This window comes from Xenorhabdus eapokensis (assembly GCF_001908105.1).
This window is the reverse complement of record NZ_MKGQ01000010.1, coordinates 128,169-139,946: the sequence shown is the minus strand read 5'-3', so window position 1 is coordinate 139,946 and position 11,778 is coordinate 128,169. Positions and strand designations below refer to the sequence as shown.

15 protein-coding genes are annotated in these 11,778 nt (G+C 44.3%); 3 read left to right on the top strand and 12 right to left on the bottom strand.

Translation table 11 applies throughout. The features are described from left to right. Positions 1-68: 68 nt before the first annotated feature. The 11 genes from Xedl_RS25690 to Xedl_RS09470 all read right to left on the bottom strand — a co-directional run bounded on the left by Xedl_RS25690 (position 69) and on the right by Xedl_RS09470 (position 8,942). The gene (locus Xedl_RS25690) at positions 69-242 is read right to left on the bottom strand and encodes a hypothetical protein (RefSeq protein ID WP_208605038.1); all 174 of its coding nucleotides are present in this window, start codon (positions 240-242) and stop codon (positions 69-71) included. Beyond that, the gene (locus Xedl_RS09510; protein WP_074023571.1) at positions 239-430 is read right to left on the bottom strand and encodes a hypothetical protein; all 192 of its coding nucleotides are present in this window, start codon (positions 428-430) and stop codon (positions 239-241) included. Before Xedl_RS09510 ends, Xedl_RS25690 begins: the two co-directional genes overlap by 4 nt. Before the next feature lie 299 nt (positions 431-729). After that, positions 730-1,152 (bottom strand): lysozyme inhibitor LprI family protein, encoded by a 423-nt coding sequence (locus tag Xedl_RS09505; RefSeq protein ID WP_074023570.1) that lies wholly within the window; start codon positions 1,150-1,152, stop codon positions 730-732. Positions 1,153-1,451: 299 nt separating this feature from the next. Next, positions 1,452-1,613: a hypothetical protein gene (locus Xedl_RS27835; protein WP_479688308.1), complete on the bottom strand. Its 162-nt coding sequence runs from the start codon at positions 1,611-1,613 to the stop codon at positions 1,452-1,454. A 197-nt stretch (positions 1,614-1,810) separates the two neighbouring features. Then, complete coding sequence (locus Xedl_RS09500; protein ID WP_074023569.1) at positions 1,811-3,352, bottom strand: NAD(P)/FAD-dependent oxidoreductase; 1,542 nt, start codon at positions 3,350-3,352, stop codon at positions 1,811-1,813. 64 nt (positions 3,353-3,416) lie between these two features. Continuing rightward, positions 3,417-3,791, bottom strand: coding sequence for a DUF805 domain-containing protein (locus Xedl_RS09495; RefSeq protein ID WP_074023568.1), 375 nt, complete (start codon positions 3,789-3,791; stop codon positions 3,417-3,419). A gap of 19 nt (positions 3,792-3,810) precedes the next feature. Further along, positions 3,811-5,097, bottom strand: coding sequence for a 4-aminobutyrate--2-oxoglutarate transaminase (locus Xedl_RS09490; RefSeq protein WP_074023567.1), 1,287 nt, complete (start codon positions 5,095-5,097; stop codon positions 3,811-3,813). Positions 5,098-5,133: 36 nt separating this feature from the next. Continuing rightward, on the bottom strand, positions 5,134-5,886 hold the full coding sequence (locus tag Xedl_RS09485; RefSeq protein WP_074023566.1) for a cache domain-containing protein: 753 nt from the start codon (positions 5,884-5,886) through the stop codon (positions 5,134-5,136). Between the two features lie 26 nt (positions 5,887-5,912). Continuing rightward, positions 5,913-6,668, bottom strand: a complete 756-nt coding sequence (locus tag Xedl_RS09480; protein ID WP_074023565.1) for a FadR/GntR family transcriptional regulator — start codon at positions 6,666-6,668, stop codon at positions 5,913-5,915. A 53-nt stretch (positions 6,669-6,721) separates the two neighbouring features. Continuing rightward, the gene (locus Xedl_RS09475; protein WP_074023564.1) at positions 6,722-7,495 is read right to left on the bottom strand and encodes a nuclear transport factor 2 family protein; all 774 of its coding nucleotides are present in this window, start codon (positions 7,493-7,495) and stop codon (positions 6,722-6,724) included. Positions 7,496-7,511: 16 nt separating this feature from the next. Next, positions 7,512-8,942, bottom strand: a complete 1,431-nt coding sequence (locus Xedl_RS09470) for a gamma-aminobutyraldehyde dehydrogenase (RefSeq protein WP_074023563.1) — start codon at positions 8,940-8,942, stop codon at positions 7,512-7,514. Between the two features lie 405 nt (positions 8,943-9,347). On the opposite strand from Xedl_RS09470, the gene ydfG reads away from it, so the two are divergent. The 3 genes from ydfG (at position 9,348) to Xedl_RS09455 (ending at position 10,848) form a co-directional block, all read left to right on the top strand. Further along, positions 9,348-10,094, top strand: a complete 747-nt coding sequence (ydfG, locus tag Xedl_RS09465) for a bifunctional NADP-dependent 3-hydroxy acid dehydrogenase/3-hydroxypropionate dehydrogenase YdfG (protein ID WP_074023562.1) — start codon at positions 9,348-9,350, stop codon at positions 10,092-10,094. Positions 10,095-10,164: 70 nt separating this feature from the next. Continuing rightward, positions 10,165-10,524, top strand: a complete 360-nt coding sequence (locus tag Xedl_RS09460) for a DUF1283 family protein (RefSeq protein WP_074023561.1) — start codon at positions 10,165-10,167, stop codon at positions 10,522-10,524. Between the two features lie 27 nt (positions 10,525-10,551). Further along, complete coding sequence (locus Xedl_RS09455; RefSeq protein ID WP_339373736.1) at positions 10,552-10,848, top strand: DUF1161 domain-containing protein; 297 nt, start codon at positions 10,552-10,554, stop codon at positions 10,846-10,848. Positions 10,849-10,898: 50 nt separating this feature from the next. On the opposite strand, the gene bioD is transcribed toward Xedl_RS09455, so the two are convergent. After that, positions 10,899-11,582: a dethiobiotin synthase gene (gene bioD / locus Xedl_RS09450; protein ID WP_074023560.1), complete on the bottom strand. Its 684-nt coding sequence runs from the start codon at positions 11,580-11,582 to the stop codon at positions 10,899-10,901. Positions 11,583-11,778 lie beyond the last annotated feature (196 nt).

Genomic DNA, 11,778 nt, shown 5'->3' with positions numbered 1-11,778 from the left:
CACGTTGGGTATTTTTGCCAATTTTCAACAAGGTAAAAGTCAACGGGACTGGCTTCAACAAGCCAATGTTATAGGATGTTAAAGTCGAGCATCGCGTTATATTTATGGTTTTTATAAGATGGCAAAGGCTGGTATTTGCGCCATTCATGACCTTTTTCCTGAAAAGTATGAACGTCTTTCATGCAAGACAATGGCGCAGAAAATGCAAGGTAATCAATAAAAACAGACCTATCAGTCATCATTTTGAAGACTCCTGATAGCCAGTAGAAATCCCTGATGTAACAGTGGTGGAAACAAGAACAATCTGATCGCCATAAAGCGCGATACAATAATGAATTAATTCATCAAAAGATGGGAAAAAGTCCAATTCATCAGCAATAAAAGCATTGATGCCAAAACCTGCGATGTAATCGAAATAGATGATCTTCATAGCCCCTCTCTTGTAACCAAGAGAGAGCGAAAGTTAGGGGTTATAACTGTATGATCGGCGTGGGATTCGCATAATCCACGTTATGTGTAAATTGCTGGGCTGCTCTGCGATTTTAGCAGCCCGCAATTCAACATAACGTTGATACATTATGCGAACCCTTGATGTAACACCAATATCATAAGTCACTTTTTGCGGCATAATTTTTCGCACAAGATCCAGCCATTGATTTTTTTAAAGCCAATGACGTGTTCCTGTACTTCTACATTAAGTTCTGATGCATTGTAATTTTCTTTGGCAACTCACTTCTCAAGGCTAATTTTTTCTGTGTACCAGCGTGTTAGATCAACAGCACAAGACGCTTGTCCCGCTCCCGCTCCATTGCCCCCCATATAAGTATCGCCTACTCTTTGGCACTCAATATTGCGAAATGTTTCGAATGCCTTAAGTGCTGCGTGATAGGATTTGATTGCGGCATCGCTTGCAGACGATCCTGTATCCGCAATATGTTTTGTTGCATTGCGAAAAACTTTAGCGAGTTCCTGATTTGCTGAATGCTGTAGTTTTGCTAAACAAGGCGCCATGTCAATGGTAGATTTTACTTCTGGATTTTCGAAACATTCAGTATATGCACCTTTCGGCTTACTATCAGTTTGTGCGTATGAAACAAAGTTAGTTAAGCAAATAGTCACAAGAGTAATAACGCTCAATAATTTTTTTCCCATAATATCCTCATAACACTAGCTAAACGATTTTCAACATGACGGTTTCGGGGAGGGATTATCATTACCCATTCAGGGTAAACCAGAATCACGATTTTGTGCAAACTTAATATCAGTGAGTTACAGTCAGTAAGTGACATTTCTACTTTGTGGGAATGGGTGACATTTTAAACTTGCAATAACACTTGACATATGAACACTGGTCTGCACTCACGTGACCCTCAGTGAAACCCAATCACCCAAAACGATTCATCACTTCGCTGCCACCGAGATAAGTTTCCCGCGCCAGCCGAGCTTTTCTTTTATAAACGCTCACAAAATCCAATGTTCTTTAAATAATGACGATATATTTCTGGTATATCATTAGAATAAACAGTTTCCAGCGTATTGATATCTTCTTTATCAAACTTTACGATATAAAAATGTTCCTTCGCTAAAACAGCCTCTCCACTAGGGAGAATCATTTCAAATGTTCTTTGAGCAATACATTGTCCAACATTATCTTTTCGGATACCTGTTTCTTCACGAAGTTCTCTAATAGCAACATTGTTGTAATATTTTATCTGTATTCACCTACTTACTTATAGTAAGAGCCTGGAGGCCTGATATTTTCTCTGGCCTCCTCTTTTAATGGTCGTCTATGTCTATATCGCATGCGATATCAGAACGAAACTATATCTGCCGGATTAAGTGTGCTTATTACCCCCAGAGCGACTTTAATTAATGGGATAGCTATCGGAGAGAGATAGGAGCCTAGTGGAATTCTCATGTGGTCAATTTTGGTAAGCATAGTAAAGTCTTGGTTACGTCCGATGAAATCGTCGCTGATGGCTTTGCCAATGCGTACCGTCTGTGCCACGCCATGTCCGCTCCAGCCATGAACCATATATACAGGGATATTGTCACCGCTCTTACGGGCATCGGTGGCACCGTTCAGGGTCAGATCGCTAATCCCACCCCAGGAATATTCCAGTTCAGGGTTTTCCAGATGTGGGAACACGGTTCTGATACGATCAAGCAAGTAGTTGTTCACATCCCGCGGTGACCAGGAATTACCAGTACCTTGCCCACCGAATAGCAGACGGTTGTCACGCACCGCGCGATAATAATCTATCTGTAACTGTGTATCGTAGACCGGCAGATCTGATGGAATAAGCTCTTTTATATCGACCGGCAACGGCGGAGTTACCGCCACGTAGGTGAAAAAAGGCACTGTAGTAGAAGGGCCTGAGATAAACTTATCAGTAGAACCATGTACCCCCAGTACCACCGCTTTACTCGCTCTGATAACTCCCTGTTCAGTTTCTATGACTGTGCTACCGCCATCTTGCTTGATTCCCTTCACTTTTGTACCGTCATAAACTCGTCCCCCTAGCTTAATAAAGCCATAAACCATGCCTCGCAGCAGCGCCAGAGGCTGAACCTGGCCACCGATGCTGTCAATATTGGCTCCATGATAGATCCTTGAACGTACATGTTTTTCCTGCAATTCGTGTGTGCCAATAACCTTCACCGCCCTGTCCCCCAACTGGCGACGAGCATCAGCATTAGCTACTAATGGCCCCATATGACCTGGATGTATCGCTGCGGTAATATGACCGTATTTGCGGTCACATTCAAAGCCGTAACGATCGCAGAGTTCGTCCACAAGATTCATCGCTTCTATCGATGCAAAACGCCATAAACGTTTAGCCTCATCGGGTGAAAATTTTTCTAATACCGTTTCAGCCGCCCAACGGGCAATTCCAGGGGTCATCTGTCCCCCATTACGGCCAGAGGCTCCCGAACCAATGTTATCCTTTTCAACCAGAATCACATCCACACCCGCTTCAGCAAGATGCAATGCGGTGGAAGCACCTAATAACCCACCGCCAATAACTACAACCTCACTGCTCTGGTCTTTGGAAAAGCCGCCAAAAGCCGGCCAGTCAACCAAGGAAGCTTCATAATAGTTAGCTGGCCTAGTGTTGGCAGCCATGTCTCTATGCCAATTCCAGATGCGCGGATCTAATCCTAACAGGCTGGTTCTGTATCGTGCATCTTGTAACAGCATTGGCCGAAAGTGGTCAATATTGATGACCGGAGCATCAATTGTAGTTAAGGTCCGCGCAACCAAAGATGTAGTAGGAAGTATGGATGAAAGTACTCCAGCCCCTACGAGGGTCGTAGCAGTAGAGATAAAATCTCTTCTGTTCATTGTCATTTCAGCACTCCTTTATGACCGGAAATCACCCCGTTAACCTGGACTGGGGTATTTACCTATGCACCTATGCCTGTGAGTGAATCCGGTTTTTTGAACTATATTTATTGCTATCCGACTGCCCTTTTAAAGCGGCGAGAATCAATAAAATAACAGTGCCAACAAACGGAATAAGATGTAACAGTAGCCACCAGGCACTACAGTTGATATCGTGCAGACGGCGAGCATTTACTGCTAATGCCGGCAAAAATGTGATCAGTAAATAGATAGCACTGAACCACCCCATATAAATTTCGGGATTGGCAACAGCAAACAGCCTTTCCAGAAAAGAAATGACGAGAACAGCAAGGATCTGAAATAGAAAAAAATACCAAAATTCCTTACGCGGAGCTTGCCCTCGAAAACAGGTGTAATTCTTTAGTACATTTAAATACCAGTGCATTGTTGTCCTCTCTTAAGAGTTATTTTCCCTCTTTACAGTTCAGGTCGAGTAACACAGATTTCAGAACGTTGAGAGCTTCATCAAAAACATCATCTTGTATGGTTAGTGGCGGAAGGAAACGGATCACATTGCCATGTACACCACAGGTCAACAAAATCAAGCCACGCTCTAGTGCTTTTTGACGCACTGAGTTGGTAAAATCGGCATCAGGTTCCTGACTGTCCGCACGGTTAAACTCCACTGCAATCATCAACCCAAGCCCACGCACATCTGCGATCTGTGGGACATTTGGTCGCAGTTCATGCAAACATTGTTTTAACCGCTCTCCTAATTGCACTGCACGCTCAGACAGTTTTTCTTCTTCGATCACATCCAATACTGCATGACTAGCCGCAATCGCCACGGGATTACCTCCATAAGTTCCCCCTAAGCCACCTGGTACTACGGCGTCCATGAGTTCTGATCGTCCTGTTACAGCCGCCAGAGGAAATCCCCCTGCCAAACCTTTTGCCATCGTGGTCAGATCGGCTGCAACATCATAATGTTCCATGGCAAACAGTTTACCCGTACGTGCGAAACCCGTCTGAATCTCGTCGGCAATGAGTACAATGCCGTAGCGATCAGCAATTTCGCGTAAGGATTTGAGCAGCTCGGAAGGTGCAGGATAGAAACCGCCTTCGCCCTGTACCGGTTCGATGATGATGGCAGCGACGCGCGTGGGTTCAATATCGGTTTTGAAGAGATTCTCCAGCGCATTCAGTGTCTGTTCTACGCTGATACCATGCAGTTCTGCCGGAAAGGGAACACGGTAAATATCACTAACTAGCGAACCAAACCCCATTTTGTATGGTGCAACTTTGCCTGTTAATGACATACCCAGAAAGGTACGGCCATGAAAAGCACCACTGAAAGCCACTATGCCACTGCGTCCGGTGGCGGCACGTGCGATTTTCACAGCATTTTCTACCGCCTCCGCACCGGTAGTAACAAAGACTGTTTTTTTCACAAAATTACCCGGCACCAGATGGTTCAGTCGTTCAGCTAGCGCTACATAATTTTCATAAGGCACGACTTGATGACAGGTGTGAGTAAATTGCTCCAACTGCTCTCTGGCGGCGGCAATAACACGCGGGTGGCGATGTCCGGTATTCACTACGGCGATACCGGCGGCAAAATCAATATAACGTTGCCCTTGAGCATCCCAGATTTCAGCATTTTCCGCACGTTCAACATAGATTTGTGTGGTCACGCCAACGCCTTTTGCGATAGCCGCGCTGCGCCTTTTAGCTAACATAGATCCAATCATAAGTAAAAACTCCTGAGTAATCTGAATAAGTGGGCTTCAGCAGACAAACGCCCTGGGTGATTCAGTATGTGATGACGGTAGAATAACCAAACGCAGTGAAGGTGCTTCACCATTGGCCGACTGGTTAACGTCTTGATTCTTCAATAGTGAACCTGAACGTACTCCTGGCACTGTTGAAGTCACGACACGTGCATCGTCATTAATAATTAATGCTGGTTTACCGATAGCCCCCAAAATTGGTAGAAGTAATCGATCCAGTGTCGAAACCAGAATATCCACCGCCGCAACACCAGCAAATTCCTTACCGATAAGCACTGGATGGGCTATCGTAATTGTGTAAGCACCATTACAGACATAATCAACATAAGGGCCATCAATAACGGGAAGATGACGACTGGCCGGCTGTCGGAACCATTCAAATAAGCGGAAATCTAGACGCCTGCGCTGCTCCTGATTTTGCTCCAACTGTGCATATTGAATGGTCTTTCCTTCCTGACGCCACCACTCCAGCGTCCAGTAATCACTCTCCTCCCCAACCGTCTTTGTTACCGCGTAACTGGCAAACCCTGCCCCGTTACACCAAACGTTGTGATGCAGTACATCATGAATATGTTTTTGCAATGCGTTGCGCTGATCCTGCTCCAGGCGGACACCTTCCGTACGATATAACGGCAAATCTAATAAAATACGCGCTGTCTTATCCGCTAAAGTTGCAGTGGCTCGCTGCGCGGCGACCAATATATCGTCCAGGATGTTTCTGGCTCGTTTTACGTGTATGTCGTTGTACATATGTCCCCCAGTGATGATTGCGCCCATTACTCGCGATAAGATCTCTGCGAGAATGGCGCATCTGTATCCATACGTAATTTGCATTCAAGCAGGCGATCAGTAATTCGGGTAATCATCTTCTGTGCCAATTGGTAGCAGGTGAAGCTATCCCCCTTATACAGCGCGGCCAAAAGTGTATGCCAGGCGGCGGCAACCTCGCTATGAATGGCATCCTCTCGGTACAGAAGTACCATTAAAGGCACCCATTCGGCCTGAATCTCCAGCTCTTGAGTGGCAAGCCTGGCCGACTGCGCCTGAGATACCAGGGTTAACAGACAACGCATATCTGTCTGTATACGGACATCCGGCTGCGTCGCGGCAGAAAAACTTTCAATCAGTTGCCCAAGCTTTTTCAATTCACCTGGCGTTGAACGTTGAGCCGCAAGCCCCGCGCTGTGGCCAATCACTGCACAGTGAAATTCGCTGAAATCCGCCAACTCGCCTGAAGCCATCAGCCGCAACGGGTGATATTTTTGCATTGTCTCAACGGAAACCTGACACACAAAACTACCACCATGACGTCCGCGCCGAGTATCGATCAACTGCCTGGCACGTAGCGTGTTCAGGGCGTCACGAACAGTTACCGGTGACACACCCAACAACCGTGACAGTTCGTTTTCATTAGGCAACTGCTCATCAGTTTGTAATATCCCAGAGATGATCGCGTTACTTAAACGTTCCACAACCTGTTCGGTTCTGGTAGCCTGATCGAGCGGTGCGTAGACAATGGAATATGCTGTCATTCTTTAATTCCTGATTGAAATAACGCGGGATTTCAGCATGTCTGCAAATAACACTAAAAAATACCGTGGCGATGCAACGCTTGCGCATCCTCTGGTACTGGCGAGATAGCATCCCAAAGTTCAACCACTTTGCCGTTCTCGACGCGCCATAGTTCGAAGTAGCTGTGACGTGCTCCGGCAATACTTCCTTCTGAATGAGTCAGAACAAACTGCCCGTCAGCGACGGTACGGTGGATTTTTGTATAATGCAGTCCCCTTCCTTCATTTCTCAGTTGCTTAAGAAACGCAACGACCGCGTCCGTGCCATCGGAAATGTCGGGGCTGTGCTGGTGAAAATCCTCACCATTGGTATAATTTCCGAATTCATCATAGTGCCCTTCGATCAAGGTTCGCGTGAAAAAATTAACTACTAGTTCGCGGTTCTTCTCCCTGTCACAGCTATTACCCGCTTCAGTCGGGCCATCTAACTGAGTTCGGCCACTGGCATTGGGTACGGACTGCGGTACTAAGCCATCCCAGTGTTCCACGATTAAGCCATCAACAACGCGGTACAAATCGAAACCAACCAACGGCTGATCGTCTAACCCCGTAAAACAACCGTGGATAGCAACCAGATCACCGTCCTGTAGTACGCGAGATGTTTTATGATGCAGTCCTGGATGTGACTGAACCAGTTCACTCAGCCCGGCAAGACCATTTTTAATCAACGGGGAATGTTCAATAAAATTCGGTGCAAAATAACGTTCAAGGGCGCCCACATCACGGTCAGTAAACAGCTCATAGTGCGCACGTGATACCAGGTCGCGTGAAGATCTATTTTGATTCATTATGGGTGTCCTTGTATCAATCGTTAGAACTCATCACGTGTTTAATACGTGTATATTCTTCGAAACCATAAGCCGACAAATCTTTACCGTACCCAGAGTTCTTGAAGCCACCATGTGGTGCTTCTGCGGTAAGAGGAATATGGGTGTTAATCCAGACAGTTCCAAAATCAAGTTCGCGAGACAGGCGCAACGCGCGGCCATGATCACGGGTCCAGACACTGGAGGCCAACCCGTATTTCACATCGTTAGCTTTCTCGATAGCTTCCTGTTCGGTTGAGAACTTCTGCACTGTGATGACAGGACCAAAAATCTCGGTCTGAATCACTTCATCGCACTGCTCCAAACCAGTAATCACCGTAGGTTCAAAATAATATCCTGAACGATTGGCTTGTCGCCCTCCTGTTTCGATATGGGCATGAGTGGGCAAACGCGCAATAAATCCTTTAACCTGATCCAATTGGCGAATATTATTAAGCGGCCCATACAACGCTTCTTTATCATCTGGATCGCCAAAACGGGTTGCTTTAGCTGCCGCCACCAATTTGGTAACGAAGATGTCGTGAATAGATTCATGTACCAGTACACGTGAAGCCGCCGTACAATCCTGACCAGCGTTAAAATACCCAGCAGTAGCAATAGTTTCCACCGCTTTGTCTATATCCGCATCGGCAAAAATAATCACTGGTGCTTTACCACCTAGTTCCAAATGCGCTCTGGTGAGATTAGCCGCCGCTGAGGAGGCAACCTGCAAACCTGCACGTGTAGAACCAGTGATGGAAACCATCGCCGGTGTTTTGTGTGAAACTACCAAGGCGCCCGCACTGGCATTACCCAACACGACGTTGAAAGTACCGGTAGGGAAGAATGGAGCGGAAAGTTCAGCCAACAATAACGTACTTTCTGGCGTGATATCACTCGGTTTAAGCACCACGGTATTACCTGCTGCCAGCGCAGGCGCTATCTTCCACACTGCCATCATCAACGGATAGTTCCATGGGGTAACCTGCCCTACTACTCCCAGCGGTTCACGCCGAATACTGGTTGTCATATCAGGGAGATATTCAGCAGTAGCCTTTCCTTCTAAAAAACGAGCTGCACCGGCGAAAAAGCGAATATGGTCCACAGATGTCGCAACTTCTTCGGAGGCAATCAAATGCTTGAGCTGCCCTGTATTACGGCTTTGTAATTCAATCAGACGTTCAGCATTTTTTTCTATCGTATCGGCCAGCGCTAACAACGCACGCTGACGTTCAGAGGGTGTGCTGCGTCCCCATATTTTAAATGCTTCTTTAGCCGAAGCATAAGCAGCATCAACGTCTTCCGCGGTTGCGTTAGGAGAACGCGCATAAGATTCACCAGTGACCGGACTCACCAGATCGAAATATTCAGAACCTTTAGACTCAATATATTGACCATCAATGAAATGCCTGAGCGTTGGTATCGACATGGTTACTTCCTCTCCTTATGGATTGAATGGATAAAAATATAACCTATGATTTAATATATTTAGCGGTTGCATTTTAGTCAAATTTGTAGCAAATATGTAAAAATTAGAGAGAAAATAGATACATACATGTAACTTTTATGTGGCTTTTTGTGTTTTAACCAGAAAAAATATTCAAATTTGTGAAGAAGATCTAAGATTTTATATGATTCATGTAGTTTCAATTAATTCTATAATTTAGAATTATTGCCATTTATTTTTTCAGTATCATGTTTAATTTATGCATATGTTTGCGAATTATATGCATTTTTATGCAAATAGTTTCTGGGTATTTGATCTGACATAAAATAAATAAAACATGTCATTCAAATGTAATTTTGATAATAATTCATTGATAAGAGGATAGTTATGATCGTTTTTGTGACAGGGGCAACTTCGGGTTTCGGTGAAGCAATTGCAAGAAAATTTATTAAACATGGTTCTATCGTTCTCGCAACAGGACGCCGTAAGGATAGATTAGATCAATTGAAAAATGAATTGGGCGAGAACTTCCACCCCATCCAACTTGATGTGAGAGATCGCATAGCAATCGAACAAATAGTTCAAAAACTGCCAGATAACCTACGCCATATAGACGTTCTTGTGAATAACGCAGGGCTTGCGTTAGGGTTAGAACCGGCTCACCAGGCTAACCCTGATGACTGGGAAATAATGATCGATACCAATACTAAAGGATTAGTGAACATGACACGGGCTTTGCTGCCTAATATGGTACAAGCCGATCATGGACACATTATCAACATTGGTTCCACCGCAGCAAGCTGGCCTTATGCTGGTGGTAACGTATATGGTGCGACTAAAGCCTTTGTCAAACAATTTAGTTTAGGGTTGAGAGCCGACCTCCACGGAAAAAATATTCGCGTCACCGATATTGAACCGGGTTTGGTTGGAGGAACTGAATTTTCTCATGTTCGTTTTAAAGGTAATCAGGAAAAAGTTGATAAAACTTATGCAGGCGCCGATGCACTGACAGCAGATGATATTGCAGAAGCCGTATTTTGGGTTGCTAACCTGCCTTCTCGCGTCAATATTAATACATTGGAAATGATGCCAGTTTGTCAGTCATTCGCGGGTTTAAGCGTACATAGGGACTGATCTTCTTTTGTCTGTTCCATTAAATGGCTTAGTCTTATAGTTTAAGTGACATAGTAAAAGAGGTTCAAAAATGAACATTCGTTCTTTGGTTATTAAAAGTGTTTCTGCTACTGCTCTGGTGTTTTCTCTCTTCTGGCAGACATCTGCATTTTCTACGCCTTGTACGTCAGAAAGCACGTGTGTAACCATCAATGGTGAAGAAACTTCCTTGAGTAAAGAAATGGCTCGTCAAAGCAAAGAAGAATGGAATGAACAAAGAAGACTGCGCCAGAAAGTGGACAGCCGTAAAGAGAAAGAGTTTGATAAGTATGAGATGGAAGTTGATAATCGTGAAGCCTGTTTGAAAAGTGCTGATATTAATGCTTATTGGGAACCAAGCACGAAACGTTGTCTGGATGTCAATACAGGTCGCCCGATTAAACCTCAATAAAATTAACACTGACATCAAGGTAAGGAGATGATGGTGAAAAAGATCCTACTGACTGGAGCTTTGTTTTTAGTGCTTTCTCCTTTTGCGGTGCAAGCTCAAGTTGCACAGAAGATAACATGTGAAAGCTTAAAAAAAGAAATTGCGCAGAAAATTATCAAAAATGGTGTTTCACAAACGGACTTTAGACTTGACTTAGTCCCTAGTGATCAAGTTACCGAAAAAAATACGACAAGTAGTGGAAAAGTTGTTGGTCATTGTGATCACGGTAAACAAAAAATAGTCTATATCCGTCTTTCTGTTTCTGATAAGAAAAGCCAAGAGTAATATTCTTTCTGACTTTGGGAAAAGGGAGCATAACTTGCTCCCTTTTATTTTTAATCATCAGGGGATAAATTATCAAATGCCAATATCGTAGAAACATCCAGATAGCAAGATAAGTCACGTTCTTCTGGTCTTAGAAGATAAGGTATTTCCCCCAATTGTGGCGCTGGTATGTGACACCGTAACCTTTCCAATACCTTGGCGTAATGTGCTAGCCCAGGATTAATGCGATTGGCAATCCAACCGATTAGTGGTACACCATCATTCATGATGGATTGCGCAGTTAGAATAGCATGGTTAACACAGCCTCTCTGAATACCAACGACCAAAATGACGGGGAGTTTTTCTTGCACAACCCAATCAGAATAGAACGTTCCATCTTCCAGTAACATACGCCAACCACCGTTACCTTCAATAATGATACGATCTGCTTTGTAGCTTAAATTTCTTAAACCTTTTGTCATTTGAGTAAAATCAGCCCGATTTTCTTCTTCATAATTGTTTTCCCAAATAACCGGATTAATTTCTTCATAATCCACTTGTATCGGTGAAGATTTATGTATGACTAAGGCATCACGATTACGTATTCCCTCCGGAGTTTCATGTTTTTCTATCGCAATAGGTTTATATCCTACTGCGGTTGCTCCTTCACGATTAAAGACTTGCAATAATGCGCGGGTAACAACTGTTTTACCGATGTTGGTATCCGTGCCTGTAACAAATAAGCGCGTTAACATAAATTCATTTTTTCCGTAATAACAGAGCAGATTGATCGGTTACTTACTCTCTTTAATGAGCAAGGTTAGAGTGTAGAAGATGTGTTTGAGATAGGGATTGCGTTAGCTCAATGTTTTGCGTGATGGCTGTTATCCTTGCATGAGCTCAAGTAGTAATTCACCGTTATTTAATGCTTGTTTAATTAAGGCTGCCGCA

Bases quoted from the DNA above. Each gene is read 5' to 3' on its own strand.
- Xedl_RS25690 (WP_208605038.1), bottom strand. From the start codon at position 242: ATGATGACTGATAGGTCTGTTTTTATTGATTACCTTGCATTTTCTGCG.
- Xedl_RS09510 (WP_074023571.1), bottom strand. From the start codon at position 430: ATGAAGATCATCTATTTCGATTACATCGCAGGTTTTGGCATCAATGCT.
- Xedl_RS09505 (WP_074023570.1), bottom strand. From the start codon at position 1,152: ATGGGAAAAAAATTATTGAGCGTTATTACTCTTGTGACTATTTGCTTA.
- Xedl_RS27835 (WP_479688308.1), bottom strand. From the start codon at position 1,613: ATGATTCTCCCTAGTGGAGAGGCTGTTTTAGCGAAGGAACATTTTTAT.
- Xedl_RS09500 (WP_074023569.1), bottom strand. From the start codon at position 3,352: ATGACAATGAACAGAAGAGATTTTATCTCTACTGCTACGACCCTCGTA.
- Xedl_RS09495 (WP_074023568.1), bottom strand. From the start codon at position 3,791: ATGCACTGGTATTTAAATGTACTAAAGAATTACACCTGTTTTCGAGGG.
- Xedl_RS09490 (WP_074023567.1), bottom strand. From the start codon at position 5,097: ATGATTGGATCTATGTTAGCTAAAAGGCGCAGCGCGGCTATCGCAAAA.
- Xedl_RS09485 (WP_074023566.1), bottom strand. From the start codon at position 5,886: ATGTACAACGACATACACGTAAAACGAGCCAGAAACATCCTGGACGAT.
- Xedl_RS09480 (WP_074023565.1), bottom strand. From the start codon at position 6,668: ATGACAGCATATTCCATTGTCTACGCACCGCTCGATCAGGCTACCAGA.
- Xedl_RS09475 (WP_074023564.1), bottom strand. From the start codon at position 7,495: ATGAATCAAAATAGATCTTCACGCGACCTGGTATCACGTGCGCACTAT.
- Xedl_RS09470 (WP_074023563.1), bottom strand. From the start codon at position 8,942: ATGTCGATACCAACGCTCAGGCATTTCATTGATGGTCAATATATTGAG.
- ydfG (WP_074023562.1), top strand. From the start codon at position 9,348: ATGATCGTTTTTGTGACAGGGGCAACTTCGGGTTTCGGTGAAGCAATT.
- Xedl_RS09460 (WP_074023561.1), top strand. From the start codon at position 10,165: ATGAACATTCGTTCTTTGGTTATTAAAAGTGTTTCTGCTACTGCTCTG.
- Xedl_RS09455 (WP_339373736.1), top strand. From the start codon at position 10,552: ATGATGGTGAAAAAGATCCTACTGACTGGAGCTTTGTTTTTAGTGCTT.
- bioD (WP_074023560.1), bottom strand. From the start codon at position 11,582: ATGTTAACGCGCTTATTTGTTACAGGCACGGATACCAACATCGGTAAA.